Below are 26,584 nucleotides of genomic sequence, written 5' to 3' on the forward strand. Positions count from 1 at the left end.
AAAACGCTACGTCAACCCGGAGGCATTTCTTGGGCCATCCTGCCCCCCGGAGCGCGCTCCGGGAAAGGCTTGATTGCCGCTCGTGTGAGGCTAATATTCGACCCCAACATTGTCGATACACAACCGCATCAAAGACGGTAATAGCAAAATGCGCGAGATGGATAGCGACGACGAAACCGGCCGCTCGTCGAGGCCGAGCGTGCGCGAGCTCGAGGTCCTGCACGCGGTGATCACCACGCGCAAGACCACGGCTGCCGCCCAAAGGTTGGGAGTTTCGCAACCCGCGGTGTCTCGGGCCATCGGCGCGCTGGAAGCGCGGCTCGGTCGCGACCTCTTCATCCGCGACGGCGGACGCCTCGTGCCCACCGCGGACGCCTTCGCGCTCGACGCCGAGGCGGCGCCCATCTTCTCGGCGCTGGAGCGCCTCGCGGATTGGCCGAACGTGCGCACGGCGGGCACCGTGCTGCGCGTTCTCGCGCCGCCGACCATCGCCCACACCTTCCTCGCGCCGCTGGTCGTGCGCTTCATGAAGGTGGAGCCGGACGTGCGCATCCAGATGGAGATCGGCCGCTCGCCGGACGCCGTGAACGCGGTGGCGGACGGCACGGCGGATCTCGGCGTCGTCGACGTGCCGGCGAGCCATTTCGGCGTGCGCGCCGAGCCCTTCCGCCAGTCCATCGCCCACGTGATGATGCCCGCCGACCACGCGCTCTCGGCCAAGGACACGGTGACGCCCGCCGATATCGGCGAGACGCCGCTCATCCAGGTGACGCGCCGCTTCTCGGCCCGCGCCCGGGTCGAGCGCGCCTTCTCCGATTACGGCATCGAGCCGCGCACGGTGCTCGAGGCCGGCACCGTGCAATTCCTCACCGAGATGGTGCGCGGCGGGCTCGGCGTCGCCATCGTCAACCCGTTCCCCATCGCCTACGTCACCGGCGCGCAGATCGCCTTCCGGCCCTTCACGCCGCAGATCGACTACGAATCGTCGTTCCTGTTCCCGGCGGTGGGCGGGAACCTGCCGGTGGCGCGGCGTTTCGTCGATTTCGTCCGCACCGAGCAATCCGCCCTGGTGCCCGCCGCCTGAGGCGCCCTACCTTCTCGATCGACACGACGCGCGCCCGCCGGGATGCGGGCGGCGCGAGGAGCCCGTTCATGACGCCCGAGGCCATCGTCGCGCATCTGCGCGACCTCGTCGCCTTCGACACGACGAGCCGCAACTCGAACCTGCCCCTGATCGACCACGTCGAGGCGTATCTCGCGCCCCTCGGCTTCACCTGCGAGCGGGTCTTCGACGAGACCGGCACGAAGGCGAACCTGTGGGCCACGATCGGCCCCGAGGACGTGCCGGGCTACGTGCTCTCCGGCCACACCGACGTCGTGCCCGTGGATGGGCAGGACTGGGCGAGCGACCCCTTCGTGCTCACCGAGAAGGACGGGCGCCTCTACGGGCGGGGCTCGTGCGACATGAAGGGCTTCCTCGCCGCCTGCCTCGCGGCCGCGCCCGCCATGGCGAAGGCGGACCTGAAGCGCCCCATCCATCTCGCCTTCTCCTACGACGAGGAGGTGGGCTGCGTCGGCGCCCGCGGGCTCGTGGCGCGCCTCGCCGAGAAATCCGTGCGCCCGCTCGCCTGCTTCGTTGGCGAGCCGACCTCCATGGGCGTCGTCGTCGGCCACAAGGCGAAGCGCTCCGTGGCGGTGACGGTACGCGGCCACACGGTCCATTCCTCGCTCGCGCCGCAGGGCGTCAACGCGGTGGAGTTCGCGGCCCTGCTGGTGGCGAAGATCCGCGAGATCGCCGACCGCTTCGCGCAGAGCGGCGCCCGTGACGGGCTCTACGACGTGCCCTTCACGACGACGCATGTGGGCGTGCTCAAGGGCGGCACGGCGCTCAACATCGTCGCCGACCGCGCCGAGATCCTGTTCGAGGTCCGCGCCATCGGCGGCGACGATCCCGACGCCGTACTGGCCGAGATCGCCGCCCATGCCCGCGACGTGCTCGAGCCCCGCATGAAGGCGGTGCGCCCCGAGGCCGGCATCGCGCTCGACGTCTATGCCGGCTTCCCCGGCCTCGACACGCCCCCGGACGCGGAGGTGGTCACCCTCGTCAAGCGCCTCGCCGGCCGCAACGAGCATTCCAAGGTCGCCTACGGCACGGAAGCGGGCCTCTTCTCCGAGATCGGCGGCATCCCGACCGTCGTCATCGGCCCCGGAGACATCGCCCAGGCCCACCAGGCGAACGAATGGATCGCCAAGAGCGAGCTCGAGGCCTGCGGGCGGTTCGTGGAGGCGGTGGTGACGGAGGCGTCGCGGGGGTGAGGTGGGGGGCGAGGCGGAAGGCGCCCCGCCCGCGCCGCGCTCAGGCGGCTGTGAAATGGAAAGTCATATGGCCGAGAACGAGCGCGACGAAGCGCTTTCCGAACGAGCGGCCCAGCGGACGGCGCGCATCGGCTACGAGCGCGCGCTGCTCGAGGAAGCGCGGGCGGACGTCGCGGCTGGGCGTTTGGTCGAGGGGGAAGAGCTCGAACGACATCTCGACGCTTTCGTTCGTGGAGAGCCGTTGCAGGCGCCCGGTCTGGAGGCGCCGCACCGCCAGAGCTGACCGGAAAGGTCCCCCCTCCCCCCTCACCGCCGCTCCTCGTCCGCCCTGAACCACGCGTAGCCGTGGGGCGGCAGGGCGATGGGGTCGTCGGCTTTCTGGGGGAGGCGGCCGCCGGAATCGCACAGGACGGGGCGGAGCATCTCGTGCGCGTCGGCGATGTCGAGGGTGACGGTGACCTGGCGGGCGGCGAGGTTGTGGAGCGTGATCATGCTCGCGCCGCGCCAGGTGGCGCGTAGCGCGAGCACGCCGGGGTCGCCGGTCTCGAGGATGTCGGTGCGGCCCCAGCCGATCTCGGGCGCCGCGCGCCGCGCCCGCACGAGCCGGCGGATGCGCTCCAGCAGCGAATCCGCGTTCTCGCCCTGCTGCGCCACGTTGACGGACTTCGGCGCGTAGTCCGGATCGGTGACGACCGCGCGGGCGAGCTCGTCCTCGGGCGCGGTGGAGAAGCCGCCGGTGGGCCCCTCCGTCCACTGGAAGGGCGTGCGCACCGCGGAGCGCTCCTCGAGATCGAGGTTCTCGCCCATGCCGATCTCCTCGCCGTACCAGAAGACGGGCGTGCCCGGCAGCGCCAGCATCAGGCTGTAGGCCATGGCGAGGCGGCGCACGTCGCCGCCGAGCATGGGGGCGAGACGGCGCCGGATGCCGCGCTCGTAGAGGCGCATGCGCTCTTCGGGCGCGAAGGCGGAAAAGACCTCCTCGCGCTCCTCGTCCGACAGGCGGCCGAGGTCGAGCTCGTCGTGGTTGCGCAGGAAGGTCGCCCATTGCGCCACCTCGTGGATCGGCGGGCGCTCGCGCATCAGGCTCGCCATGGGCCGCGCGTCCCCGCGCGCGAGCGAGAGGAACGTCGCCTGGTTGAGCAGGAAGTCGAAGACCATGGTCATCCGCTCGCCGTCCTCGCCGAAATAGGCGGGGATCGTGTCCATGGGCACGTTCGCCTCGGCGAGCAGGATCGCCTCCGCCTTTCGCCAGGAGAGGAAGCGGCGCAGATAGGTGAGGAAGGCGTGGGGGTCGGCATCGGCGTTCGGGTCGGCGCTGCGGAAGGGCGAGCGCGGGCGGTCCTCGATGAGGAAGGGCACCGCGTCGAGGCGAAAGCCCGAGACGCCGAGCTCGAGCCAGAAGCCCATGATCTTCTCGATCTCCTCGCGCACCGCGGGGTTGGCGAGGTTGAGGTCGGCCTGATGCGCGTAGAACCGGTGGAAGTAGTAGGCTTGCGCCGTCTCGTCCCACGTCCAGGTCGTGTCCTGCACGCCGGGGAAGACGACGCCCTCGTCGGCGCCCTCGGGCTTCTCCTTCGACCAGAGGAAATAGTCGCGAAAGCGGGAGCTCGGGTCCGAGCGGGCGTGCTGGAACCAGGGGTGGTCGATCGAGGTGTGGTTGACCACGAGGTCGACGATCACCCGGATGCCCCGCCCGTTGGCCTCGCGGGCGAAGCGCACGAAGTCGCCGAGCGTGCCGAGCCGTGGATCGACCTGATAGAAATCCGAGATGTCGTAGCCGTTGTCGCGGTTGGGCGAGGCGTAGAAGGGCAGGAGCCAGATGCAATTGGCGCCTAGCGCCTCGATGTGGTCGAGACGATCGGCGAGACCCTGGAAGTCCCCGCACCCGTCCCCGTCGGCATCCATGAAGGTCTCGACGTCGACGCAATAGACGACGGCGTTCTTGTACCAGAGATCGAGCATCGAGGGATCCTCTCGAGGTACTTCCCTGTAGGGGAAGGTGGGTCGGCCGAAGGATTCGGACCCCACCCCTTGCTCGCTTTGCGAGCGTTCCCCTCCCCTTCAGGGAGGGTGCGGGCAGAGCGCCTACGCCACGATGATCACGCCCTCGTTGGGGCGCAGGCGCAGGTCGTCGCCGACCTCCTCGTCGTCGCGGTCGAGATGCGTCGAGAGGGTGATGCGCCCGCGTCCGCCCGCGAGGCGGAGATCGCGCACGACCTCCTCCCCCGCGCCGAAATTGAGCACGATGGTGATCTCGTCGCCCTCGTGATGGCGCTTGTAGGCGAAGACGTTCCCCTTGCTCTCGATGCCCGACCAGTCGCCGATGGCGAGCGCCGGCGAGGCGCGGCGCAGGGCGATCAGCCGGCGGTGGAGGGTGAGCATGGAGCCCGGATCGCGGTCCTGCACCGCCACGTTGCGCGCCCGCCAGTCCGGCGAGAGCGGCAGCCAGGGCTCCACCGACGAGAAGCCGGCGTGGTCCGTGTCGTCCCATTGCATGGGCGTGCGCTGCGGATCGCGGGTGAACCCCGCCTCGTGGCGGCCCCACGCGTCCTCGCCGCGCCCCGGCGGGATCTCGACGTTGGGCATGCCGATCTCGTCGCCGTAATAGAGCGTGGGCGTGCCGCGCAACGTGAACAGCAGCATGGCGGCGACCCGCGCCTGCGCCTCGCCGACGCGGGCCGCGACGCGCTTCTGGTCGTGGTTGCCGAGCACCCAGTTCGGCCAGCCGCCCGGCGGCAGCAGGCCCTCGTACTGCGTCACGAGGGCGTCGACCTCCCGCGCCTCCCAGGGGGTGAGGATGAGCTGGAAGTTGAAGGGCAGATGCGCGCCGGAGAGGTCGCGCCCGTAATAGGCCATCAGCCGCTCGAGCGGCAGATAGATCTCGCCGATGAGCAGCTTGTCGTCGTAGGCGTCGACGAGCTCGCGCATCTCGGAGATGACGATCGTCATGTCCTCGTGATCGTTGGAATGGGCCTGGAGCAGCGTGTCGATCTCCGGCATGCCGGGCTTCCAGCCGGGATTGGGCGGGTTGTCCCGCAGCTCCGGGTCCTTCATGCAATAATAGACGACGTCGAGCCGGAAGCCGTCGACGCCGCGGTCGAGCCAGAAGCGCATGGCGTCGTACATCGCCGCGCGGACATCGGGGTTGCGCCAATTGAGGTCCGGCTGCTCGGGCAGGAAGGAATGCAGATAGTACTGCCCCGTCGCCTCGTCCCATTTCCAGGCCGGGCCGGAGAAGACCGAGATCCAGTTGTTGGGCGGGGAGCCGTCGGGCTTGGCGTCGCGCCAGACGTACCAGTCCCGCTTCGGGCTCTCGCGCGAGGCGCGGCTCTCCAGGAACCAGGCGTGCTGGTCGGACGTGTGGTTGGGCACGAAGTCCATGATGACCTTGAGCCCGAGCGCCTTCGCCCGCGCCACCAGCCGGTCGAAATCCTCGAGCGTGCCGAAGAGCGGGTGGATGCCCGTGTAGTCGGCGACGTCGTAGCCGTGATCCTTCATGGGCGAGGGATAGACGGGGCTGATCCAGACCGCGTCGCAGCCGAGCCCGGCGATGTGGTCGAGGCGCTCCTCGATCCCCTTCAGGTCACCGATGCCGTCGGCGTCGGTGTCCTGGAACGAGCGGGGATAGACGTGGTAGATGATGCCGCGCTGCCACCATCTCGTGCCGGCGATCATGACGCTCCTCCCGTGGCGCTTCTTGGTCGTCGCGACTTCGCCAACGACGCGGGCGCGCGGGCGTTCCGAGAGGGTCCCCTCCCGAACCCGCGGGATGAAATCGAGGGCGTATGACGGCGGAGACGCTCGGCGGCATTGTCATTTCTGCCGGTCGTGCTATTTTCCCGCTCGGAGTGAAGGGGGAAGGTCTCCCTCCCCCCTTCTTTTCGTCAGCCTCCGAAGCTGAAGCGGAAGGCGAGGTTGCAGCTCGCCTTCCGCACCCAACGGAAGCTGACGGACACGCTCAGGCGCGGAAATCTCCACGTCATCGCTCAGTCCTCCGGTGATCGGGCGATCCTCGCCCAAGGGTGCCGGGAGGAAGCCCGGCACGGGGCGCTGGACCGCCCTGGCGTTTCGCCGATCAACGGATGGCAACCTAGACAGTAACGCCTCCGCATGCAATCGAAAGAGTAGCAGATCCGTCCGGCGACGCACATTGACAGGCAAGGATGCGCTTGCCCCGCCCGTCGCGATCGGCCAACGTCTCCCCCCGCTCACCGGCCCGCGAGACGTTCGACCCGTGCGCCCCTCGATCCTCGATCCGCTGTTTGCTCCCGCCACCGGCCTGCCCGGCGTGGGGCCCAAGATCGCGCCGCTCGTCGATCGGCTGGTGGCCGAGCCCGGCCAGCCGGCGCGGATCGTCGACCTCCTGTTCCATCTCCCCACCGGCGGCGTGTCGCGCAAGGTGGCGGGCAAGATCGCGGATGCGCCGGTCGGCGAGCCGGTCTCCCTCGTCGTCACCGTCTCGCACCACCAGCCGGGGCCGCTCAACCGCTCGAAGGCGCCCTTTCGGGTGGTCGCCGACGACGACAGCGGCGACATCGCCATCGTGTTCTTCAACATGCCGCGCGCACGCATCGAGCGGCTGCTCCCCATCGGCGCGCGCAAGGTCGTCTCCGGCAAGATCGAGGTCTATGACGGGCGCCGGCAGATGGTGCATCCCGACCGTGTCGTCGATCTCGACGAGATCGACACGCTGCCCGCCGTCGAGACCATCTACGGCCAGACGGAGGGGCTGACCTCGCGCATGTTCGCGCGCCTCGTCGGCGCGGCGCTGGAGCGCGTGCCGGACCTGCCGGAATGGCAGGACCCCGCCTTCCTCGCCCGCGAGCGCTTCCTCTCCTTCCGCGAGGCGCTGGGCGCGCTGCATCGGCCCGACAGCGTCGAGACGGTGGCGGGCGAGGCCGGGCTCGCGCACCCCGCGCGCCGGCGCCTCGCCTACGACGAGGCGCTCGCCTCCCAGCTGGCGCTCGCCCTCGTGCGCGCCCGCCAGCGGCGAAAGCCCGGGCGCTCGAACGTCGGCGACGGTCGGCTCGTCGCCGCGATCACGGAGCGCCTGCCTTATGCGCTCACCGGCGCGCAGGCGCGCGCGCTCGACGACATCCGCGCCGACATGGCCTCCGACACGCGCATGCTGCGCCTGCTGCAGGGCGACGTCGGCGCCGGCAAGACCGTGGTGGGGCTCCTCGCCATGGCGAGCGCCATCGAGGCGGGGCGCCAGGCGGCGATGATGGCGCCCACCGAGATCCTGGCGCGCCAGCATTACGCGCGGCTGCAGCCGCTCGCCGACGAGGCCGGGCTCACCATCGCGCTTTTGACCGGGCGCGACCGCGGGGCGGAGCGGCGCGCGGCGCTCGCGGGCTTCGCGGACGGCTCGATCCAGATCGCCGTGGGCACCCACGCGCTCTTCCAGGAGGAGGTCGCCTTCCACGATCTCGGCCTTGCCGTCGTCGACGAGCAGCACCGCTTCGGCGTGCATCAGCGCCTCGCGCTCGGCGCCAAGGGCCAGGCGGTGGACGTGCTGGTCATGACCGCGACGCCGATCCCGCGCACGCTGGCGCTCACCTATTTCGGCGACATGGACGTCTCGATCCTCGACGAGAAGCCGCCCGGCCGCCAGCCGATCCAGACGAAGCTCGTGGCGCAGGGGCGCATCGGCGAGGTGGTGAAGGGGCTCGGCCGCGCCATGGAGGCGGGTGCGCGCATCTACTGGGTGTGCCCCCTCGTCGAGGAGAGCGAAACGATCGACCTCGCCGCCGCCGAGGATCGCGCGGAGGACCTGGCCCGCTGGTTCGGCGACAAGGTCGGCCTCATCCACGGGCGCATGCCCGGCCGCGAGAAGGACGAGGCCATGCGCCGCTTCCAGGCCGGCGAGACGACGCTGCTCGTCTCCACCACCGTCATCGAGGTCGGCGTCGACGTGCCGGAGGCCACCATCATGGTGATCGAGCACGCCGAGCGCTTCGGCCTCGCCCAGCTCCACCAGCTGCGCGGCCGCATCGGCCGCGGCTCCGAGGCCTCGACGTGCTTGTTGCTGTACAAGGGGCCCCTGGGGGAGACCGCCCGTGCCCGCCTCGAGATCATGCGCGAGACCGAGGACGGCTTCCGCATCGCCGAGGAGGATCTGAAGCTGCGCGGCGAAGGCGAGGTCCTCGGCACGCGGCAGTCGGGGTTGCCGGGGTTCAAGCTGCTACGCCCGGAGACGGACGGGCGGCTGCTCGAGACCGCGCGTGACGACGCGCGGCTCGTGGTGGAACGCGACCCGAAGCTGGAAGGGCCCCGGGGAGAGGCGTTGCGGGTGCTGCTGTATTTGTTTTCGCGGGATGCGGCGGTCAGGACGTTGGGGGCTGGGTGAGGGCTGACATCTAGTATTTCTCCGACGTTGTTTATTTTTACTTGGTCAATCTCTTTATCTCCAGTCCCATCCACGTTCGAAGTCCCAACTGGTGTTCACTGGACTACCATTTCCCACGAAAAACGACGGCGTTGCATTGTATCGTGTGCAAAAGCGCTCCGCTACGCCTCGAAATTCTTGCGTCGAGATAGCATTGATATTACCACGTCGAAATTCTGCAAGTCGCAAACCTAGCTCGCATACATCTATCTCCGCCAATAGATCTGACTCTGGAAATTCGAAATTCTGACGTCGAATGGCACATTTTGTCCAGATTATATTACCGCCGAAATACAGATACGAAAGCCGATATAATTTTCCTTCCTCGTCGGATCCGATAAGACCTGACCATCCTTTAGGAGTCTTCCGATCCAAAGTTGCGAAGAATGAATGAAACATATCAATAGCTTCTGCGGACAGCCAGTACGGGAAACGTTTTTCAGCACCAGTGTCTACAAAAGCGGGATCAAACGGCTCATCCCACGGAATCTGACCTTTTGATTGCGCCTCGTAAAATTGCTTTTCAAGCTCAGAAACTTCAATAATCCACCTAAGAACAGTCATTCCACGGTATGTTCTTGTAACATGCTTATCATTTATGCGCAGAAGGCCTATGCCAGCTCTTTGGCAGAGATCATTTTTGATTTGATCTCGCCATTTTTGGATATCGCTATGATGTAGGGGACCGTCGTATTCAACGATAAACCTCGGACGGTGTCGTCGATCAGTGATTAGAAAATCACAGTGAGATCTTGTATAAAAATCGAACTCACGCCTCGTTAAGACTGTTTTCCCTTTCGATATTACGTCAGAAAGCCGGACCTTTGCTCGAACACGCAATCCGTTTTGGGCTGCGATCTCCTCCAACTCGTCGCTGACTCGCTCTTCAGATTTGTTGAAGAAAAATTCATTGACGTGCATTTGCATTCTCCGGCGAAAGCATCATGGTAGTATATCACAGCCGGCTACAAACGTAGTCGCTATTCCTCAGCATTTCCTGGACTACACCCCGGGCATTTCTTTACTCAAGCCGCTCCCGCAGCACCCGCCTGATTATCTCCGCCCGGCTCGGCTTCGGGTCAGGCTCGTTGGCGATCAACGCGTCGAGCGCGCCGAGGAGATCGGAGCGCAGGCGCACGCCGACGAGGGTGCCGACCTCGGTCGGTGCGGGGCCGCGGCGGCGCTTGCCGGTGGCGGGGTCATTCATCGTCCAGATGCCCCCGCTCCCGCAACCATTCCGTGACGATCCGCCGGATCATCTCCGAGCGGTTCGGCCGGTCCGGCTCGGCTTGCGCGGCGCGCTCGATCGCTTGCGTCACCTTCTGCGGGGAGCGGAAGGAGAGGTGGGGATCCGTGCCGGTCGGCGGGCGGCCGCGCTTTTTCGGTGTCACGGTAATCGACATTCGGATTTGCGTGTCACATAAACAGGCGAGGCAGGCACACCCGGAGACCCCCAGATGTCCTCTCCCACGGATACCACATCCGCGGACGATCCCGCGCGTCTCGCGTCGTGGTGGGCGGCGCTCGTGGAGGATCTTTCCCCACGGGAGATCGATCGGCTGCGGCGGATGGCGGAGGCGTTCGTCGGGGCGCAGCGGGATGCGGTGCCCTCGCCCGCGCCGTCGCTCCTGGATCTGGCGGATGCGGCGCATGCCGCGCGGGCGCTGGCGCACGGGCTCGTGCTCGCCATCGAGGGGCTCGAACCCGGGGAGGAGAGCGCGGCGCTGGGGCGGATCGGGGATCTGCTGGGGCGGGAGATCGCGGCGCTCGAGGACGGGATCTCCCGCGCCCACCAAAAAGCCGGGTGACGCCTCGCGCCACCCGGCTCCCGTTCGCTCGCACTCAGATGAAGCGCGTCACTGCCGCTCGATCACCGCGCAGGCGAGGCGGCTGCCGGCGCCGCCGATGGGCTGGGTGACGTGGTCGTCGCGACCCTCGTGGACGACGAGTGCGGAGCCGTCGTCATCGAACAGCGCCTGGTCGCCGTCGAAGGTCAGGAGCGAGGTCGCGACCTCGGCGATGGCCGCGCCGTTCGTGCCGGCGTAGAAGTTCGCGAGATCGCCGGCCTCGGGGCCCTGCGGATGCAGGTAGCCGTGCATGGCGCCCTCGGAGGTGATGTGGCCCTGCGAGGCCTGGAACTCGGGGGCGTCCGAGCAATCGCCGACATGGTGGAAATGGGCCGCGTGCCAGCCGCCGGGCAGGCCGCCCTCCTCGATCGTGATGGTGCCGACGACCCCGTTGGGGCCGCCGCGGAGCGCGAGCGTGCCGATCTGCGAGCCCTCGGTGCCGACGATCGGCGCCTCGAAGGTCTCGATCTCGCTCTCCTGCGCGAGAGCCGGGGCGGCGAGCGCGGTCGCGGCGACGAGCGCCGTCGTGAGCGTGAGGGTGCGGGTCATGGTGGTCTCCTCCTGCGATGGGTCGACCCTGCGAACGGAGCGCGTCGCCACGTGTTCCGAAGCCACCTGTTCCGAGATCACGTGTTCCGCAGCATCGTGACGCGCGTGGCGTCGCGCGGCCCGCCGTGCTAGAGGCACCGCCCGAACCTGGAGCACGCGCCCGATGAACGCGAGACGCGCCGATCTCGTCCTCGTCGCGAGCGGCCATTTCGAGAGCCGCGCCAAGGCGCAGGAGGCGATCCGCGCCGGCCTCGTCACGGTGGACGGCGCCCCCCTGCGCAAGGCGTCCGAGACGATCCCCGAGGGCGCCGCCATCGTGGCGGAGGCGCCGCATCCGTGGGTGTCGCGCGGGGGCGTGAAGCTCTCGGCCGCGCTCGACGCCTTCGCCATCGACCCCGCGGGGCTCGACTGCCTCGACGTCGGCGCCTCGACGGGGGGCTTCACCGACGTGCTCCTCGCTCGCGGCGCGCGCTCCGTGCTCGCCATCGACGTCGGGCGCGGGCAGCTGCATCCGCGCATCGCCGCCGATCCGCGGGTTGTTTCCCGCGAGGGCTGCGACGCGCGAAGCCTCGATCTCGCCGGCCTCCCCGCGCCGGTCGCGCTCGTCGTGTGCGACGTGAGCTTCGTCTCGCTGAAGATCGCGCTTTCGCCGATCCTCGACCAGGCGGCGGCGGGGACGCGGCTCGTGGCTCTGGTGAAGCCGCAATTCGAGGCCGGTCGCGCGGCGCTCGACAAGAACGGCATCGTCCGGGACGAGGCGACGCGGGAGCGGGTCGTCGAGGACATCGCCGCCTGGCTCGAGGCGCGCGGATGGCGCATCCTCGGGCGCCTCCCCTCCCCCATCGCCGGCGGGGACGGCAATCGCGAGACCCTGATCGGAGCGGTGCGTGACTGACCTCCTTCCCGGCGAGACGGACGTGATCGCGGTGGACGTCGCCCGCCTCGGCGCGCGCGGCGACGGTATCGTCGAGACGAAGCGCGGGCCGCTCTACGTCGCCTACGCGCTTCCCGGCGAGCGGGTGCGGGTGGCGCTCTGCGACGGCGATCGCGCCCGGCTCGTCGCGGTGGAGACGCCCTCGCCCGATCGCATCGCGCCGTTCTGCCCCTATTTCGGCACCTGCGGCGGCTGCCTGACGCAGCATCTCGCCCGCGCGCCGGCGCGCGCCTGGAAGCGAGAGATCGTCGTCGACGCCCTCGCGGCGGCGGGCGTCGAGGCGGGCGAGATCGCGCCGACGGTGGACGCGCACGGCGCCGGGCGCCGGCGGCTGACGTTCCACGCGCGCTACCCGGACGGCAAGGCGCGCGTGGGATTCATGGCGGCGCGCTCGCACGATCTCGTGGCGATCGACGCCTGCCCCGTGGCCGAGCCCGGCCTCGCCGGCGCGCCGCGGGCGGCGCACGCGCTCGCCCATCTCATGCGCGGCAAGGCGAAGCCCCTCGACATCCAGGTAACGCTCACCGAGGGAGGGCTCGACGTCGACCTGCGCGGCCACGGCCCCGTGGACGAGGGGCTGCGCGCCAAGCTCGTCGGCGCGGCGGGCCTCCTCGACCTCGCGCGGCTCTCGCTCCACGGCGAGATCCTGGTGGAGCGCCGCGCGCCGCGCGTGCGCATGGGCGAGGCCATGGTGGCGATCCCGCCCGGCGGCTTCCTGCAGGCGACGGCGGCGGGCGAGGCGGCGCTCGCCGAGCTCGTCCGCTCGGCCGTGGGGAAGGCCAAGCGCGTCCTCGACCTCTTCGCCGGCGCCGGCCCGTTCGCGCTCAGGCTCGCCGCGCGCGCGCAGGTGCATGCGGTGGAGAGCGAGGGTGCGGCGCTCATGGCGCTCGATCGCGCCTCGCGCGCGACGCCGGGCCTGCGGCACGTGACGACGGAGGTGCGCGACCTCTTCCGCCGGCCGCTCCTCTCGACGGAGCTCGCCAAGATCGACGCCGTGGTGCTCGATCCGCCGCGGGCGGGTGCGCAGGCGCAGGCCGAGCGGCTCGCGGAGACGACGGTGGCGACCATCGCCTACGTCTCCTGCGACCCCGCCACCTTCGCCCGCGACGCGGCGATCCTGGTCGGCGCCGGCTATGCGCTGGAGCGGGTCACGCCGGTGGACCAGTTCGCGCACGCGCCGCACGTCGAGCTGGTGGGCGTCTTCCGCGGCCCGCGCGCGCGGCGCTGACGCGGCTCGATGACGCGTTCGTGACCGGCGGTGACGAAAGCGCGAGCTTGCGCGAGAGCCATTGCAACGCTCGGCGGCAGGCGCGACGTTCGCGCCGTCGCGATCCCGCGCCGCATCGGCGGTGACGGCGGGTCGCGACCGTCCAAGGAGCGATCCACATGACCTCTCTCTCTCGCCGCACCCTTCTCGGCGGCCTCGCCGCCGGCGCCGGCCTCGCAGCCGCGAGCCCGCTCTCGCCTGCACGCGCGCAAGCTCCCGCCACCGCCCTCGAGCCCGGCGCGGGCGCGTACCGCTTCAATGTCGGTGACATCCGCGTCACCGTGCTCGGCGACGGCCGCCTCGAGCTCGGCCCCGTCGGCGACACGGTGCCCGGCGTCGATGCGGAGACCGTCGCCGCGCTCTTCTCGGAGAACGGCCTCGAGGCCGGTCCTCTCGCCACCGCCGCCAACGTGGTGCTGATCGAGACCGGCGACCGGCGCATCCTGCTCGATGCGGGCTCCGGCAGCGGCTTCCAGCCGACCGCCGGCCGGCTTCCCGCCTCGCTGGCCGCCGCCGGCGTCGCGCCGGAGACGATCGACACGGTGGTCGTCACCCACGTCCATCCCGATCACGCCTGGGGTCTCGTCGACGAGGCGGGCGCGCCGGTCTTCGGCGCCGCCGAGCACGTGATCGGCGAGGCGGACCTCGCCTTCTGGACCGACCCCGCCACCCGCGCCGCCTTCCCGGCGGCCTTCCACTTCCTGGTGGACGGCAACGTGCGCGTCCTCTCCGCCATCGAGGGCTCGACGACGGCAGCCGCCGACGGGCGCGAGGTCGCGCCGGGCGTGACGCTGATGGCGACGCCGGGCCACACGCCCGGCCACATGGCGGTGGCGCTCTCGTCGGGCGACGCGAAGCTCCTCGTCATCGGGGACGTGGCGACGCATCCGATCGTCTCGCTGTCGCGGCCGGATTGGGGCTTCGTCTTCGACGCGGACCCGCAGACGGCCGCAGCCACCCGCAAGCGGGTGCTCGACATGGCGGCGAGCGATGCCTGGCCGGTCCTCGCCTACCACTTCCCCTTCCCGGGCGTGGGCCGCATCGTCGCGGCGGGCGAGGGTTACCGCTCGGTTCCCGTTATGCTCTGAGGCGCGTGCGCCCGATCGTCCGCGTCGGCCGTCTCTGCCGGCGCGGGCTCCGCCGCCGGGTGGCCGAAATCGAGCTCCCCCTGAAGCTCCAGGAACTCCGCCTGCTCGGCCTGGACGGCGGCGGCCTCGATGGCCTCCATCGTCTCCGCCGCATGGGCATGGGAGACGGTGGGGACGCTCTCGACCACCTCCTCCGCGCGCGGATCGAGGGGCGCGGCGACCGGCGTGGTGCGCGGCAGCGTCTGGAAGCGCATCTGCTGGTCGGCCGGGACCGACGGACGGGCGCGCAGACGCCAGATCGCGAAGGCGATCGAGACGACGCCGATGACGCCGGAGAACACGAACAGGCCGGACGGCCCGATCTCCCCCATCACCGCCGCGGCGATCGGCGGGCCCACCGTGGCGCCCACCGAATAGGTGAGAACGAGGCCGCCGGAGGCGCCCACGCGCTCCTCGCGCTCGAGGTGATCGTTGGTGTGGGCGACGCACAGGGGATAGATGGCGAAGCCGATCCCCCCGTAGAGCGCGCCGACGACGAGCATCGCCCAGAAGCCGAGCGCCGGCGTCGGCAGCATCAGGAAGGACACGAGCGCGCCCGCCACCATCGTGCCCACGATGACGAGGCGGCGATCGTAGCGATCGGACAGCCGCCCCAGCGGCCATTGCAGCAGCACGCCGCCGAAGATGATCGCCGACATGAACGTCGCCGTGTCCGACAGGTCGAGCCCGAAGCCGGAGGCGTAGACCGGCGCCAGCGAGTAGATGGCGCCAAGCACGAGGCCCGAGGAGATGCAGCCGAAGATGCCCAGCGGCGAGGCGATCCACAGGCGCTTGAAGCTCAACGAGGAGACGTTGGGGATCATCGGCGGCGCGCGCGGCGTCATCGCCACGGGCACCACGGCGAGGATGATGACCATCGCGATGAGGCTGAAGATCAGGTAGCCGCTCTCGTCGGGCACCGTCAGCACGAATTGTCCGCCGCCCTGCGCGAAATAGAGGCATGTCATGTAGACCGCGAGGATGGTCCCGCGATTCTCCGGCGTGGCCGAATCGTTGAGCCAGCTCTCGATGCAGACGAACAGCCCCGCCGCGCAGAAGCCCTGCGTGATTCGGTAGAGCGCCCAGAGCGGCTCGTCGACGACGACGGGATAGGCCAGCGTCGCCGCCGCCATGATGGCGGCGAAGGCGGCGAAGGCGCGCACGTGGCCCACCCGCGTGACGATGTGGAAGGCGAAGAGCGCGCCGAGCGTCAGCCCCAGGAAGTTGGCCGCCATGACGAGGCCGATGACCAGCGTCGAGGCGTCGGTCTCGCCCAGGCGCACGCTGACCACGGTGCCGAGGGGGCCGGAGCCCGCCATCAGCAGGATCACCGCGAGGAGCAGCGCGAGGACGGGCTGGACGGTACGGGTCATGAGCCTTCCACGGGGTACGAAGCGCGGGGCTCTGCCCCTGTGCGCCGAAAGGGCGCGCGCTATCTGTGGATCGAGGCGACGGCGTGGCGCGGGGGCGATCTCCCCGATCCGCACCCCGCATCGGGTACGCGTCTTGCTTACCTCCCCTCGGGCCTCCGCGAGGAGGTCGCCGAGGCGGGCTCTCGCCCGGCACCGCGGCCATGTGACCGCATCCGGCTCAGCGCGGATAGGCGCGCCGACCCGGCTCCGTCACACTGGCATCGGCGCCACGCGAGACCGAGAGGCGCCAAGCGATTCGACGGGCTCCCGCGCCGCGTGCGACGCGATGCCCGTCTATCCGCCGGCGAATTCTCTGGGCAACCTTCGACAAGGGTCGGGGGTTAAAGTCAAGATGACGGCATGATGGGGCGAGCGAGCATGTATCCGAACGACGACCTCTTCACCTCATTCGCGCAGATGTACGACCAGCGGCGCGAGACCGAGATGTCCCTGATGGACTATCTCGAAGGCTGCAAGTCGGATCCGATGATGTATGCGAGCGCGCCCGAGCGCATCCTCGCGGCCATCGGCGAGCCGGAGATGGTCGACACGAGCCGCGATTCGCGTCTCGGCCGCATCTTCATGAACCGGACGATCCGCATCTATCCCGCCTTCGAGGAGTTCTACGGGATGGAGGAGACGATCGAGCGGATCGTGTCCTTCTTCCGCCATGCGGCGCAGGGGCTCGAGGAGCGCAAGCAGATCCTCTACCTGCTCGGCCCCGTGGGCGGCGGCAAGTCCTCGCTGGCCGAACGGCTCAAGGCCCTGATGGAGAAGCACCCGATCTACGTGCTCAAGGCCGGCGGCGAGATGAGCCCCGTCTTCGAGAGCCCGCTCGGCCTGTTCGATCCCGAGCGCATGGGCGACATGATCGAGGATCGCTACGGCGTCCCGCGCCGGCGGCTCTCGGGGCTGCTCAGCCCCTGGGCGCTCAAGCGCCTCGACGAGTTCGGCGGCGACATCTCCCGCTTCAAGGTCGTGAAGGTGAACCCCTCGCGGCTGCGCCAGATCGGCATTTCCAAGACCGAGCCCGGCGACGAGAACAACCAGGACATCTCCTCGCTGGTCGGCAAGGTCGACATCCGCAAGCTCGAGACCCTCTCGCAGAACGATCCGGACGCCTATTCCTATTCGGGCGGTCTGAACCGCGCGAACCAGGGCGTGCTCGAGTTCGTCGAGATGTTCAAGGCGCCCATCAAGATGCTCCACCCGCTGCTCACGGCGACGCAGGAGGGCAATTACGTCGGCACCGAGAACATCGGCGCGATCCCCTATCAGGGCATCATCCTGGCGCACTCGAACGAGGCGGAGTGGCAGTCCTTCCGGGCGAACAAGAACAACGAGGCGTTCATCGATCGCATCTACGTGATCAAGGTGCCCTACTGCCTGCGCGTCACGGAAGAGCAGAAGATCTACGACAAGCTCATCCGCTCCTCGGAGCTGGCCGAATCGCCCTGCGCGCCCGGCACGCTCGACATGCTGGCGCGCTTCGCGGTGCTGTCCCGGCTGCGCGAGCACGAGAACTCGAACGTCTATTCCAAGATGCGCGTCTACGACGGCGAGAGCCTCAAGGAGGTCGATCCGCGGGCCCGCTCCATCCAGGAATATCGCGACGCCGCCGGCGTCGACGAGGGGATGGACGGCATCTCCACGCGCTTCGCCTTCAAGGTGCTGGCGGCGACGTTCAACCACGACACGATCGAGATCGCGGCCGATCCCGTGCACCTCATGTACGTGCTCGAGCAGACGGTTCGCCGCGAGCAGCTGCCGGACGAGCAGGAGAAGCGCTACATCGAGTTCATCAAGGCCGAGCTCGGGCCGCGCTACGCCGAGTTCATCGGCAACGAGATCCAGAAGGCGTATCTCGAGAGCTACCACGATTACGGGCAGAACCTGTTTGACCGCTACGTGGACTACGCGGACGCCTGGATCGAGGATCAGGACTTCAAGGATCCCGACACCGGCCAGCTCCTCAATCGCGAGCTCCTCAACCAGGAGCTGACCAAGATCGAGAAGCCCGCCGGCATCGCCAACCCGAAGGACTTCCGCAACGAGGTCGTCAAGTTCGCCCTGCGCTCACGGGCGAGCCACGGGGGCAAGAACCCCTCGTGGACCTCCTACGAGAAGATCCGCGAGGTGATCGAGCGGCGGATGTTCAGCCAGGTGGAGGAGCTCCTGCCGGTGATCAGCTTCGGGTCGAAGAAGGACTCGGACACCGAGAAGAAGCATTCCGACTTCGTCGACCGCATGACCGAGCGCGGCTACACCGAGCGTCAGGTCCGGCGGCTCGTCGAATGGTACATGCGCGTGAAGCAGGCGGGCTGAGGACGGCCCGCACACGAGAGGCGCCTTGATGCATATCGTCGACCGCCGCCTCAATCCGGGCGGCAAGAGCCTCGCCAACCGTCAGCGCTTCCTGCGCCGAGCGAAAGCGTTGGTGAAGCGTGCGGTGCGCGATTCCTCCAAGGAGCGCAGCATCAAGGATCTCGAGGCCGGGGGCGAGGTCTCCATCCCGCTCGACGGGGTGCGCGAGCCGCGCCTGCGGCGCTCGGGAGAAGGGGGCGTGCGCGACTACGTGCTCCCCGGCAACAAGGACTACATCGAGGGCGAGCGCATTCCGCGTCCGCCCCGAGGCGGCGGGGGCGGCGGCTCGCAGGGCTCTCCCGGCGGTGAGGGCGAGGACGATTTCCGCTTCGCGCTCACCCACGAGGAATTCGTCGACCTGTTCCTCGAGGACCTGGAGCTGCCCGACCTCGCCAAGCGCAAGCTCGCGACGACGGAGCAGCTTAGCTGGCGGCGCGCCGGCTTCTCGGTGACGGGCTCGCCGGCGAACCTCGCGCTGACCCGCACCATGCGCAACTCCCTCTCCCGGCGCATCGCGCTGCGCCGGCCTCGGCCGGACGCCATCGCGGCGCTGGAGGAGGAGATCGCCGAGCTCGAGCGCACGAAGGACGATCCCATCCGGCTGGAAGAGGCGCGCGAGGAGCTCGCGCGCATGAAGAAGCGCACGCGGGCGATCCCCTGGATCGACCCGATCGACCTGCGCTATCGTCGCTCGGAAGCCGTTCCGCGCCCGGTGGCGCAGGCGGTGATGTTCTGCCTCATGGACGTCTCGGGCTCCATGACCGAGCACATGAAGGATCTGGCCAAGCGCTTCTTCACGCTGCTCTACCTCTTCCTCAAGCGCCGCTACAAGCACGTGGAGATCGTCTTCATCCGCCACACCCACGAGGCGTCGGAGGTGGACGAGGAGACGTTCTTCTACTCCCCCGAGACCGGCGGCACGGTGGTGTCGACGGCGCTCGAGGAGATGATCCGCGTGATGCGCGACCGGTACAGGCCCGACGACTGGAACATCTACGCGGCCCAGGCGTCGGACGGCGACAACACCTCCTCCGACAACGCCAAGACGGCGGCGCTCTTGACGGAGGAGATCCTCCCCGCCTGCCAGTACTTCGCCTATCTCGAGGTCGGGCGCGAGGACGACAGCCCGATGGGCTTCGGCTACCGCCAGAGCGACCTGTGGCGCACCTACGATCTCGCCCGCACCGCCGGCGCGCAGATCGCCATGCGCAAGGTCCGTCACCGCCGCGACATCTACCCGGTCTTCCGCGAGCTCTTCGCCAAGAAGGGCGAGCAGAAGACCGCCTGAGCACCAGACACCGGAATGCGGGGGACACGCGCATGAGCCTGGCCGACCAGAAGACCGCCAAGCCCGGCATGCGGACCGGCACGCGGCGGAACCTGCCCGAAGGCCTGCTCTTCGAGGGAGCGGACTGGGATTTCGACACGATCCAGCGGGTGTTCGACGCCTGCGAGGAGATCGCCATCGACGAGCTGGGTCTCGACGTCTACCCCAACCAGGTCGAGGTGATCACCGCCGAGCAGATGCTCGACGCCTATTCCTCGATCGGCATGCCGCTCTTCTACAAGCACTGGTCCTTCGGCAAGCACTTCGCCTCGCACGAGGCGAGCTATCGCAAGGGCATGCGGGGGCTGGCCTACGAGATCGTCATCAACTCGAACCCATGCATCTCCTACATCATGGAGGAGAACACGGCGACGATGCAGACGCTGGTGATCGCCCACGCCGCCTTCGGACACAACCACTTCTTCAAGAACAACTACCTCTTCAAGCAGTGGACCGACGCCGACGGCATCCTCGACTATCTCGAATTCGCCAAGGGCTTCATCTCGGATTGCGAGGAGCGCTACGGCCACGGGCCGGTGGAGATGGTGCTCGACGCCGCGCACGCCCTCATGGGCCAGGCGGTGCATCGCTATCCGCGCAAGGTGCGCCCCGACCTGCGCACCGAGGAGAAGCGCGAGCGCGAGCGGCGCCTCCACGAGGAGCGGATGTACAACGATCTGTGGCGCACCGTCCCCACCAAGGACAAGGGCACGCCCGACGACGCCGATCTCCTGCGCCGCCACGCGCTCCTGCAGCTGCCGCAGGAGAACATCCTCTATTTCCTCGAGAAGACCGCCCCCAAGCTCGCGCCCTGGCAGCGCGAGGCTCTGCGCATCGTGCGGCTCATCGCGCAGTATTTCTATCCCCAGGGCCAGACCAAGGTCATGAACGAGGGCTGCGCCACCTACGTCCACTACAAGATCATGAATCGGCTTCACGAGACCGGGCGGATCTCGGACGGATCGATGCTGGAATTCCTGCGCTCGCACACGAACGTGGTCTACCAGCCGCAATTCGACGAGCCGCATTACGGCGGCGTCAACCCGTACGCGCTCGGCTTCGCCATGATGCAGGACATCGAGCGCATCTGCGAGACCCCCACCGACGAGGACCGGGAGTGGTTCCCCGACATCGCCGGCAAGGGCGATCACATGGCCGTTTTGCGCGACATCTGGGCGAATTATCGCGACGAGAGCTTCATCCTGCAATTCCTCTCGCCGCACCTGATGCGACAGCTCAAGATGTTCCACGTCGTCGACGACGAGGACGAGCCGGATCTCGAGGTGCGCGCGATCCACGACGAGCGCGGCTATCGCAAGCTTCGCCGCGCGATGGCACGGCAATACGACATCGCCCACACCGACCCCGACATCCAGATCGTCGACGTCGATCTCGCGGGGGACCGCCGCCTCATCCTCCAGCACACGATGCTCAATCGCGTCGGGCTCGAGGAGAGCGACACGCGCCGCACGCTCCAGCACCTCGCCGACCTGTGGGGCTACGACGTGCTGATGCGCGAGGTCGATCCCGAGACCGAAATGGTGGTCAAGGAGCACACCGCGAGCGCGCGACGCCGGCTCGTGTGAGCCGGCGCAGGCAGCACGGCCTCAGCCGCGCCCGTGCGGGGCGCCGAGGTCCATCTGCGGCCCGAGCGGCACCACGCGGGACGGGTTTACGCTTTCGTGGCTCTCGTAATAGTGGCGCTTGATGTGCGTGAAGTTCGTCGTCTCGGCGACGCCGGGCACCTGGTAGAGCTCGCGCAGGTAGCCCGACAGGTTCGGGTAGTCCACGATCCGGCGGATGTTGCACTTGAAGTGCCCGACATAGACCGGATCGAAGCGCACCAGCGTCGTGAACAGCCGCCAATCGGCCTCGGTGATGCGATCGCCCAGGAGGTAGCGCCGTTCGCCGAGCCGGGCTTCCAGCCAATCGAGCGTCTCGAAGAGCGGGCGCACCGCCTCCTCGTAGGCCTCCTGCGTGGTGGCGAAGCCCGACTTGTAGACGCCGTTGTTCACGTCGTCGTAGACGCGCGCGTTCACCGCGTCGATCTCCTCGCGCAGCTCGCGCGGGTAGTAGTCGCCGGGCGTGGCGCCCACGCCGTCGAAGGCGGAATTGAGCATGCGGATGATCTCCGCGCTCTCGTTCGAGACGATCGTGCCGCGCTGCTTGTCCCACAGGACCGGCACGGTGACGCGGCCGGTATAGGCCGGATCCGCCGCCGTGTAGACCTGATGCAGCACCCGCGCGCCGTTGATCGCGTCCGGCACGACGCCCTCGCCGGGCTCGAAGGTCCAGCCCTCCTCGCCCATGAACCAGTGCACGACGGACAGGGAGATCATGCCCTCGAGCCCCTTCAGCGCGCGGAAGATCAGCGTGCGGTGGGCCCAGGGGCAGGCGAGGCTGACATAGAGATGGTAGCGCCCGGGCTCGGCTGCGAAGCCGCCCTCCCCCGACGGCCCCGGCGCGCCGTCGGGCGTCACCCAGTTGCGGAAGGCGGACACGGAGCGCTTGAAGCGCCCGCCCGTGGATTTCGTGTCGTACCACTGGTCCTGCCAGCGGCCGTCGACGAGGAGGCCCATGGTCCCGTCCTTTCGCGTGATGTTCGTTCGATTTCGTGTACGCAATGAACCCTGCAGATGCCAGGAAGTTCGCTTGCGCGCACGCCGAGGAGCCCTTGCGAGAGCCATAGACGATTTAAAAATTTGCTTGCTAGGCACGCAAGTAAATGATGAGGTGCCCTCTCCACAGCAGGAGACCGACATGAGACACGTACGCGTCACGTCATTCGGCGGCCCCGATGTCCTCGAGCTCGCCGAGGCCGCCCCTCCCACCCCGGGCCCTGGCCAGGTGTCCATCGCGGTCGCGGCGATCGGCATCGGCCTCGTCGACGTGCTGATGCGCCAGGGCGCGTTTCCCGGGCTTTCCCTGCCCTTCACGCCGGGCGTCGAGATCGCCGGCACGATCGAGCGCGTCGGCGCCGGCGTGAGCGCCGACCTGGTCGGCCGGCGCGTCTACGCCATCGTGGGCTCCGGCGGCTATGCGAGCCACGTGGTCGTCGACGCGACGTCCGTCATCGCGCTTCCCCGTGCCGTGGGCTTCGACGCGGCGGTGGCGACGGGCGTCAACGCGCTCGTCGCCATGGCCGCTTTGCAGCGGGCGCGCGTGACGGATGGAGAGCGGGTCCTCGTTCGCGGCGCCAGCGGCGGCATCGGGCTGATGGCGGTCCAGCTCGCGCGGGCGCTCGGAGGGATCGTCACCGCCGCCTCCGGTGCCGGGCACGACCTTCAGAAATTCGGAGCGCATGCGGTCGTCGGTCGGTCCCATCATACGGACGACACATTCGACGTCGTCGTCGACCCGGTCGCGGGTCCCGACCTCCCGCATTTCGTCGAGCGGCTCGCCCCGAACGGTCGGCTGATCGTGTGCGGCGCCGCCGGAGGCTTTCCGCCCGCGGACTTCGCGGCGGCGTTGCTGACCGGCTTTTCCCGGTCTCGAACCATCGGCACGCTGAGCCTCGATTCCCTTAGCCGGGACGAGAAGGCCGCGATGGCGCAACGCGTCTTCGCGCTGGCGGAACAGGGAAGACTGACCCCGGTCGTCCATGCGCGATACGCCCTCGACGACATCGCGTCGGCGCATCGGGCGCTGGAAGCCGGCTCGGTCCTGGGTAAGCTCGTCGCTCACCCGTGAGAGCCATCCCCGCTCTCATCGACGCAGGTAGAAGGCCGGGACGAGAGCGCATGGCGCAGGTCGCACGACGCACGCAGGAAGAACGGCGGGAGGATTCCGAGCGCCGCATGCTGGAGGCCGGCGTGCGCATCGTCGCCGAACGCGGCATGATCGCCCTGACGCTCGACAGGGTCGGCGTCGAGGCCGGCTACAGCCGGGGCCTGCCGCGGCACCATTTCGGCACCAAGGCGGCCTACGAGGCCGCCTTGCTCGCCTTCGTCAACGCGCAATACCAGAGCGAGATCGCGGGATTGGAGCGCGCGCCGGGCCTGGACGGGCTGTTCCAGCTCGTGCGCGGCTTCTGCGACATGTCGAAGGATCCGCTGTGCGTGTGCGTCGCGACACTGATCCTGTCCGCCACCGACCTCGACGAGGGGCGCGAGACGGTGCCCGGCCAGATCGCCGAGCTGCGCGCCTTCACCGTCCGGGAGCTGGAGCGCCAGATCGCCGACGGCATCGCGGCCGGCGACATCCGCCCCACCGTCGAGCCCGCTCGCCTCGCCCGCATCCTGATCGTGACGCTCACGGGGCTCCTGTCGCAATGGTCGAAGGATCGCGCGTTCGACCTCGCGGGTGCGGGCGAGGATCTCGTCGCGCTGCTCGCCTCGGGCATCGCCGCGATCGAACGCAAAGATCGGGTCGGTCATTGACCCCGGGAGGGTGCCAACCACGTCGAGAAGACCTGCAGGAGCCCGTGACAGAGGAGACCCGATCATGACCCGCACGATCCTCGCCGCGCTCGCGGCGACCACGATGCTGGCCGCGCCCGCGGCCGCCCAGGACGCCGACGAGACCGCTCGCGCCGTCTTCGGCGGCGGATGCTTCTGGTGCGTGGAGGCCGATTTCGACAAGGTGCCGGGCGTGCTCGAGACCACCTCCGGCTATATCGGCGGCGCGCTCGAGAACCCGACCTACGAGCAGGTCTCCAGCGAGGAGACCGGGCATGCCGAGGCCGTGGAGATCGTCTACGACCCGGACCGGGTGAGCTACGAGGAGCTCCTGCACGTCTTCTGGCGCACGCACGACCCGCTGACCGGAGGGGCGCAGTTCTGCGACGTCGGCTCGTCCTACCGCCCGGTGATCTTCCCGCTCGACGCCGAGCAGGAGCGGCTCGCCGAGGCGTCGAAGGAGGCCGTCGCCGCGCGCTTCGACGAACCGATCGAGACCACGATCGAGGAGCCCACCACCTTCTGGCCGGCGGAGGAGTACCACCAGGACTATTACGAGAAGAACCCGGTGGCCTATCGCTTCTATCGCTGGAATTGCGGCCGCGACGCGCGCGTCGAGGCCCTGTGGGGCGAGGAGGCCGGCGGGCTGGGGATCTTCGAGGACGCCTCCTGAGGCAGCCCACGCGGTAAGCGCGGCCTCACAGGTCCTGCACCGGCGCCGGCTCGCGCGCGGCGCGCGCGCTGCGTTTCTCGCTGGGCGCGGGAATGGTCGAGGCGCGCACCACGAGGCTCGTCGGCAGGACGCGATGCTCGCGCTCGCCGGCGAGCAGCATGCGCGCCGCGACACGCCCCTTCTCCTCCACCGGCTGACGGATCGTGGTCAGCGGCGGGCTCGCGCGCTCGGCCTCCGGCACGTCGTCGAAGCCGACGATGGAGACGTCGTGGGGCACGGAGAGCCCCATGCGCGCCAAGGCGCCGCAGGCGGCGAGCGCCATCGTGTCGGACATGGCGAGCAGCGCGGTCGGGTGCTCGCGGCCGGGCGCGAACATGACGCGGATCGCCTCCTCGACGGAGGGCGCGTCGTTGAGGCACTCGTAGACGACGACGTCCGCGGGATCGACGTCCGCCTCCGCGAAGGCGTCGCGATAGCCGAGGAGGCGCGAGCGCGGCGTCGTGTAGCTGATCGTGGCGAAGCGCGCCTCGTCGACGAGGCCGGTGCGCTCCTTGTCGTCCATCTCGAGCGAGAGGATGCCGATGCGGCGATGGCCGAGGCCCGTGAGGTGGCGCGCCGCTTCGGCGGCGGCCGTACGATCGTCGACGTCGACCGCGCCGGCGCCGGGCACCTCGCCCGAATCGACGGCGACGAAGGGCAGGCCGCGCCGCCGCGCCAGCTCGACGAGGGTGTTGTCCTCGGTGATGCAGAACAGGATGAAGCCGTCGACGATGGCCGATTCGATGGACCAGCCGTCCCGCCGTTCGGCGTCCGCCGAGACGATGGTGAGCCCGATGTGCTCGGCGTCGCAGACCTCCGCGATCCCCGAGAGCAGCTTCTGGCCGAAGGGGTCGTTGAGGATGTAGTGCAGGCTCGCGTCGACCACGAGCGCGATGAGGTTCGAGCGCCCCGAACGGAGCACGCGGCCCGCGGGGGCGGGCCCGCGAAAGCCGATCTTCTTGGCGGCGGCGAGGACGCGCTCGCGCAGCTCCTCGCGCACCAGCTCGGGGCGGTTGAACACGTTCGAGACCGTGCCCTGCGACACGCCCGCGAGCACCGCCACGTCCTTCAGCCGTGCTTTCTTCATCACACCTCGTATACCAAATCGATGAACCGATTCAAGGACCCCTTGACGGGTGTCCGCGTCGAGTCCATATCCCGCCTGTGCCTGAATCGATTCAAGAGGCAACGACCGGAATCGAGCCAGGCCGACACCGAGAGGCTCACACAAGTAGGAGATTGAGCCATGATCCCCGCAACCTTCCTCTTCCCGTGGTTGCCCAGCGACGACGGATCCCGTCGTTCGCAGCGCACCCCCTGGATCGCTCATGCGCGCGGCATGCAATATGCGTGCGCGTTTCTGGCGGCAGCCGTCTTCTTCGGCGGCTGATCCTCCGCGGGCACGGTCCGTACCGGCAGGCACGGCCTGCCGGCGGGCGCGACGAGAGAGGTACAGCTTCTTCTCGATCGCGACAATGCGGCCCGTTGCGAACCGAGCCCGAATACGAGCGATCCGGTACGAACAAAAGATCACGCAGGGTGGATCGATCACGCCAGCGCCCGGCCGAGCGAGAGCTCGCCGGGCGCTTCCTTTTGGTGAGGTGCGACGGCGGTCTCCTCAGACGACCACCTGCACGTTGTCGATGAATGCGATCTGACGCCCGTTGCCGATGATCCGGATCGCCTTGATCTCCGGCGCACCCGGCAGGACGACGCGGTCGTAGCGGACGTCCTTCGTCGTGATCACCATCGGCCACATGCCCGGCTCCTGGACCAGGTGCAGATCCAGCTGCAGCGTACCGTCGGGTCCGAGGGCGTCTTCCGCGGCGGTCAGCACCGGGCGAACGCCCGGGTTCCCGACGGTCACCGCCCCCACGACGTAGAAGTTGTCCGGCGGCGGCGGCATCTTGTTGAGGAATGCGGCCCATTGTGCGGTCATCGTAC

General features: G+C 68.8%; 25 protein-coding genes. 15 read left to right on the plus strand and 10 right to left on the minus strand.

From position 1 onward, the window contains the following. Nucleotides 1-199 precede the first annotated feature (199 nt). From IEX89_RS07385 to IEX89_RS07395, 3 genes are all read left to right on the plus strand, one after another. On the plus strand, nt 200-1,084 hold the full coding sequence (locus tag IEX89_RS07385; protein ID WP_188911257.1) for a LysR family transcriptional regulator: 885 nt from the start codon (nt 200-202) through the stop codon (nt 1,082-1,084). 68 nt (nt 1,085-1,152) lie between these two features. After that, nucleotides 1,153-2,316, plus strand: a complete 1,164-nt coding sequence (gene argE, locus IEX89_RS07390; RefSeq protein WP_188911259.1) for an acetylornithine deacetylase — start codon at nt 1,153-1,155, stop codon at nt 2,314-2,316. Between the two features lie 67 nt (nt 2,317-2,383). Continuing rightward, nucleotides 2,384-2,599, plus strand: coding sequence for a hypothetical protein (locus IEX89_RS07395; RefSeq protein WP_188911262.1), 216 nt, complete (start codon nt 2,384-2,386; stop codon nt 2,597-2,599). 23 nt (nt 2,600-2,622) lie between these two features. On the opposite strand, the gene IEX89_RS07400 is transcribed toward IEX89_RS07395, so the two are convergent. Together IEX89_RS07400 and IEX89_RS07405 are read right to left on the minus strand one after the other, a co-directional pair. Continuing rightward, nucleotides 2,623-4,278, minus strand: coding sequence for an alpha-amylase family protein (locus tag IEX89_RS07400; protein WP_188911264.1), 1,656 nt, complete (start codon nt 4,276-4,278; stop codon nt 2,623-2,625). A gap of 123 nt (nt 4,279-4,401) precedes the next feature. Further along, complete coding sequence (locus IEX89_RS07405) at nt 4,402-5,988, minus strand: alpha-amylase family glycosyl hydrolase (RefSeq protein ID WP_188911838.1); 1,587 nt, start codon at nt 5,986-5,988, stop codon at nt 4,402-4,404. Nucleotides 5,989-6,550: 562 nt separating this feature from the next. Between IEX89_RS07405 and recG the strand changes: the two genes are divergently transcribed. Beyond that, a complete protein-coding gene (gene recG, locus IEX89_RS07410) occupies nt 6,551-8,665 on the plus strand; it encodes an ATP-dependent DNA helicase RecG (RefSeq protein WP_244645167.1) in 2,115 nt (704 codons plus the stop codon). Between the two features lie 54 nt (nt 8,666-8,719). Here the strand turns inward: recG and IEX89_RS07415 are convergent, their stop codons facing one another. The 3 genes from IEX89_RS07415 to IEX89_RS07425 form a co-directional block, all read right to left on the minus strand. Beyond that, entirely contained in the window at nt 8,720-9,625 is a 906-nt protein-coding gene (locus IEX89_RS07415) for a DUF2726 domain-containing protein (RefSeq protein ID WP_188911266.1), read from the minus strand. Between the two features lie 100 nt (nt 9,626-9,725). Continuing rightward, the gene (locus IEX89_RS07420) at nt 9,726-9,911 is read right to left on the minus strand and encodes a ribbon-helix-helix protein, CopG family (protein ID WP_188911268.1); all 186 of its coding nucleotides are present in this window, start codon (nt 9,909-9,911) and stop codon (nt 9,726-9,728) included. Next, complete coding sequence (locus IEX89_RS07425; RefSeq protein WP_188911270.1) at nt 9,904-10,107, minus strand: hypothetical protein; 204 nt, start codon at nt 10,105-10,107, stop codon at nt 9,904-9,906. The genes IEX89_RS07420 and IEX89_RS07425 overlap by 8 nt, the downstream gene beginning before the upstream one ends. A 54-nt stretch (nt 10,108-10,161) precedes the next feature. Between IEX89_RS07425 and IEX89_RS07430 the strand changes: the two genes are divergently transcribed. Beyond that, nucleotides 10,162-10,512, plus strand: a complete 351-nt coding sequence (locus IEX89_RS07430; RefSeq protein ID WP_188911272.1) for a hypothetical protein — start codon at nt 10,162-10,164, stop codon at nt 10,510-10,512. 48 nt (nt 10,513-10,560) lie between these two features. On the opposite strand, the gene IEX89_RS07435 is transcribed toward IEX89_RS07430, so the two are convergent. Beyond that, complete coding sequence (locus tag IEX89_RS07435; RefSeq protein ID WP_188911274.1) at nt 10,561-11,100, minus strand: superoxide dismutase family protein; 540 nt, start codon at nt 11,098-11,100, stop codon at nt 10,561-10,563. 163 nt (nt 11,101-11,263) lie between these two features. On the opposite strand from IEX89_RS07435, the gene IEX89_RS07440 reads away from it, so the two are divergent. From IEX89_RS07440 to IEX89_RS07450, 3 genes are all read left to right on the plus strand, one after another. Beyond that, nucleotides 11,264-11,995, plus strand: coding sequence for a TlyA family RNA methyltransferase (locus tag IEX89_RS07440; RefSeq protein ID WP_188911276.1), 732 nt, complete (start codon nt 11,264-11,266; stop codon nt 11,993-11,995). Beyond that, nucleotides 11,988-13,262, plus strand: a complete 1,275-nt coding sequence (locus IEX89_RS07445) for a class I SAM-dependent RNA methyltransferase (RefSeq protein WP_244645170.1) — start codon at nt 11,988-11,990, stop codon at nt 13,260-13,262. Before IEX89_RS07440 ends, IEX89_RS07445 begins: the two co-directional genes overlap by 8 nt. 158 nt (nt 13,263-13,420) lie before the next feature. Next, nucleotides 13,421-14,389, plus strand: coding sequence for an MBL fold metallo-hydrolase (locus IEX89_RS07450; RefSeq protein WP_188911278.1), 969 nt, complete (start codon nt 13,421-13,423; stop codon nt 14,387-14,389). Here IEX89_RS07450 and IEX89_RS07455 read toward each other — a convergent pair. Beyond that, nucleotides 14,362-15,801 carry an MFS transporter gene (locus IEX89_RS07455; protein WP_188911280.1) on the minus strand — a complete coding sequence of 480 codons (1,440 nt, stop codon included), beginning with the start codon at nt 15,799-15,801 and terminating at the stop codon, nt 14,362-14,364. The two genes, IEX89_RS07450 and IEX89_RS07455, sit on opposite strands and share 28 nt — an antisense overlap. 417 nt (nt 15,802-16,218) lie before the next feature. Here IEX89_RS07455 and IEX89_RS07460 point away from each other — a divergent pair, with 417 nt between their 5' ends. The 3 genes from IEX89_RS07460 to IEX89_RS07470 all read left to right on the plus strand — a co-directional run bounded on the left by IEX89_RS07460 (nt 16,219) and on the right by IEX89_RS07470 (nt 21,117). Beyond that, complete coding sequence (locus IEX89_RS07460) at nt 16,219-18,165, plus strand: PrkA family serine protein kinase (RefSeq protein WP_188911281.1); 1,947 nt, start codon at nt 16,219-16,221, stop codon at nt 18,163-18,165. Between the two features lie 28 nt (nt 18,166-18,193). Next, nucleotides 18,194-19,492 (plus strand): YeaH/YhbH family protein, encoded by a 1,299-nt coding sequence (locus IEX89_RS07465; RefSeq protein ID WP_188911841.1) that lies wholly within the window; start codon nt 18,194-18,196, stop codon nt 19,490-19,492. Between the two features lie 68 nt (nt 19,493-19,560). After that, on the plus strand, nt 19,561-21,117 hold the full coding sequence (locus IEX89_RS07470; RefSeq protein WP_188911842.1) for a SpoVR family protein: 1,557 nt from the start codon (nt 19,561-19,563) through the stop codon (nt 21,115-21,117). 21 nt (nt 21,118-21,138) lie between these two features. Here the strand turns inward: IEX89_RS07470 and IEX89_RS07475 are convergent, their stop codons facing one another. Further along, nucleotides 21,139-22,110: a glutathione S-transferase family protein gene (locus IEX89_RS07475; protein WP_188911283.1), complete on the minus strand. Its 972-nt coding sequence runs from the start codon at nt 22,108-22,110 to the stop codon at nt 21,139-21,141. On the opposite strand from IEX89_RS07475, the gene IEX89_RS07480 reads away from it, so the two are divergent. From IEX89_RS07480 to msrA, 3 genes are all read left to right on the plus strand, one after another. Beyond that, nucleotides 22,109-23,221 (plus strand): quinone oxidoreductase family protein, encoded by a 1,113-nt coding sequence (locus IEX89_RS07480; RefSeq protein ID WP_188911285.1) that lies wholly within the window; start codon nt 22,109-22,111, stop codon nt 23,219-23,221. The genes IEX89_RS07475 and IEX89_RS07480 overlap by 2 nt on opposite strands. Nucleotides 23,222-23,271: 50 nt before the next feature. Beyond that, a complete protein-coding gene (locus tag IEX89_RS07485) occupies nt 23,272-23,910 on the plus strand; it encodes a TetR/AcrR family transcriptional regulator (protein WP_188911288.1) in 639 nt (212 codons plus the stop codon). A gap of 64 nt (nt 23,911-23,974) precedes the next feature. Beyond that, nucleotides 23,975-24,601: a peptide-methionine (S)-S-oxide reductase MsrA gene (msrA, locus tag IEX89_RS07490; protein ID WP_188911290.1), complete on the plus strand. Its 627-nt coding sequence runs from the start codon at nt 23,975-23,977 to the stop codon at nt 24,599-24,601. Nucleotides 24,602-24,626: 25 nt separating this feature from the next. Here msrA and IEX89_RS07495 read toward each other — a convergent pair whose 3' ends face one another. Further along, a complete protein-coding gene (locus IEX89_RS07495) occupies nt 24,627-25,727 on the minus strand; it encodes a LacI family DNA-binding transcriptional regulator (RefSeq protein WP_188911292.1) in 1,101 nt (366 codons plus the stop codon). Nucleotides 25,728-25,886: 159 nt separating this feature from the next. Between IEX89_RS07495 and IEX89_RS07500 the strand changes: the two genes are divergently transcribed. Further along, nucleotides 25,887-26,030 carry a hypothetical protein gene (locus IEX89_RS07500; protein WP_188911294.1) on the plus strand — a complete coding sequence of 48 codons (144 nt, stop codon included), beginning with the start codon at nt 25,887-25,889 and terminating at the stop codon, nt 26,028-26,030. Nucleotides 26,031-26,258: 228 nt separating this feature from the next. Here the strand turns inward: IEX89_RS07500 and IEX89_RS07505 are convergent, their stop codons facing one another. Beyond that, complete coding sequence (locus tag IEX89_RS07505; RefSeq protein WP_188911296.1) at nt 26,259-26,579, minus strand: hypothetical protein; 321 nt, start codon at nt 26,577-26,579, stop codon at nt 26,259-26,261. Nucleotides 26,580-26,584: the final 5 nt, after the last annotated feature.

Origin of the sequence: Salinarimonas ramus (genome assembly GCF_014645695.1) — a bacterium.
GTDB classification, from domain to species: Bacteria; Pseudomonadota; Alphaproteobacteria; order Rhizobiales; family Beijerinckiaceae; genus Salinarimonas; species Salinarimonas ramus.

Bases quoted from the DNA above. Each gene is read 5' to 3' on its own strand.
- argE (WP_188911259.1), top strand. From the start codon at position 1,153: ATGACGCCCGAGGCCATCGTCGCGCATCTGCGCGACCTCGTCGCCTTC.
- IEX89_RS07480 (WP_188911285.1), top strand. From the start codon at position 22,109: ATGGTCCCGTCCTTTCGCGTGATGTTCGTTCGATTTCGTGTACGCAAT.
- IEX89_RS07460 (WP_188911281.1), top strand. From the start codon at position 16,219: ATGTATCCGAACGACGACCTCTTCACCTCATTCGCGCAGATGTACGAC.
- msrA (WP_188911290.1), top strand. From the start codon at position 23,975: ATGACCCGCACGATCCTCGCCGCGCTCGCGGCGACCACGATGCTGGCC.
- IEX89_RS07450 (WP_188911278.1), top strand. From the start codon at position 13,421: ATGACCTCTCTCTCTCGCCGCACCCTTCTCGGCGGCCTCGCCGCCGGC.
- IEX89_RS07440 (WP_188911276.1), top strand. From the start codon at position 11,264: ATGAACGCGAGACGCGCCGATCTCGTCCTCGTCGCGAGCGGCCATTTC.
- IEX89_RS07430 (WP_188911272.1), top strand. From the start codon at position 10,162: ATGTCCTCTCCCACGGATACCACATCCGCGGACGATCCCGCGCGTCTC.
- IEX89_RS07465 (WP_188911841.1), top strand. From the start codon at position 18,194: ATGCATATCGTCGACCGCCGCCTCAATCCGGGCGGCAAGAGCCTCGCC.
- IEX89_RS07455 (WP_188911280.1), bottom strand. From the start codon at position 15,801: ATGACCCGTACCGTCCAGCCCGTCCTCGCGCTGCTCCTCGCGGTGATC.
- IEX89_RS07485 (WP_188911288.1), top strand. From the start codon at position 23,272: ATGGCGCAGGTCGCACGACGCACGCAGGAAGAACGGCGGGAGGATTCC.
- IEX89_RS07500 (WP_188911294.1), top strand. From the start codon at position 25,887: ATGATCCCCGCAACCTTCCTCTTCCCGTGGTTGCCCAGCGACGACGGA.
- IEX89_RS07400 (WP_188911264.1), bottom strand. From the start codon at position 4,278: ATGCTCGATCTCTGGTACAAGAACGCCGTCGTCTATTGCGTCGACGTC.
- IEX89_RS07395 (WP_188911262.1), top strand. From the start codon at position 2,384: ATGGCCGAGAACGAGCGCGACGAAGCGCTTTCCGAACGAGCGGCCCAG.
- IEX89_RS07475 (WP_188911283.1), bottom strand. From the start codon at position 22,110: ATGGGCCTCCTCGTCGACGGCCGCTGGCAGGACCAGTGGTACGACACG.
- IEX89_RS07425 (WP_188911270.1), bottom strand. From the start codon at position 10,107: ATGTCGATTACCGTGACACCGAAAAAGCGCGGCCGCCCGCCGACCGGC.
- IEX89_RS07415 (WP_188911266.1), bottom strand. From the start codon at position 9,625: ATGCACGTCAATGAATTTTTCTTCAACAAATCTGAAGAGCGAGTCAGC.
- IEX89_RS07505 (WP_188911296.1), bottom strand. From the start codon at position 26,579: ATGACCGCACAATGGGCCGCATTCCTCAACAAGATGCCGCCGCCGCCG.
- IEX89_RS07495 (WP_188911292.1), bottom strand. From the start codon at position 25,727: ATGAAGAAAGCACGGCTGAAGGACGTGGCGGTGCTCGCGGGCGTGTCG.
- IEX89_RS07470 (WP_188911842.1), top strand. From the start codon at position 19,561: ATGCGGACCGGCACGCGGCGGAACCTGCCCGAAGGCCTGCTCTTCGAG.
- IEX89_RS07420 (WP_188911268.1), bottom strand. From the start codon at position 9,911: ATGAATGACCCCGCCACCGGCAAGCGCCGCCGCGGCCCCGCACCGACC.
- IEX89_RS07435 (WP_188911274.1), bottom strand. From the start codon at position 11,100: ATGACCCGCACCCTCACGCTCACGACGGCGCTCGTCGCCGCGACCGCG.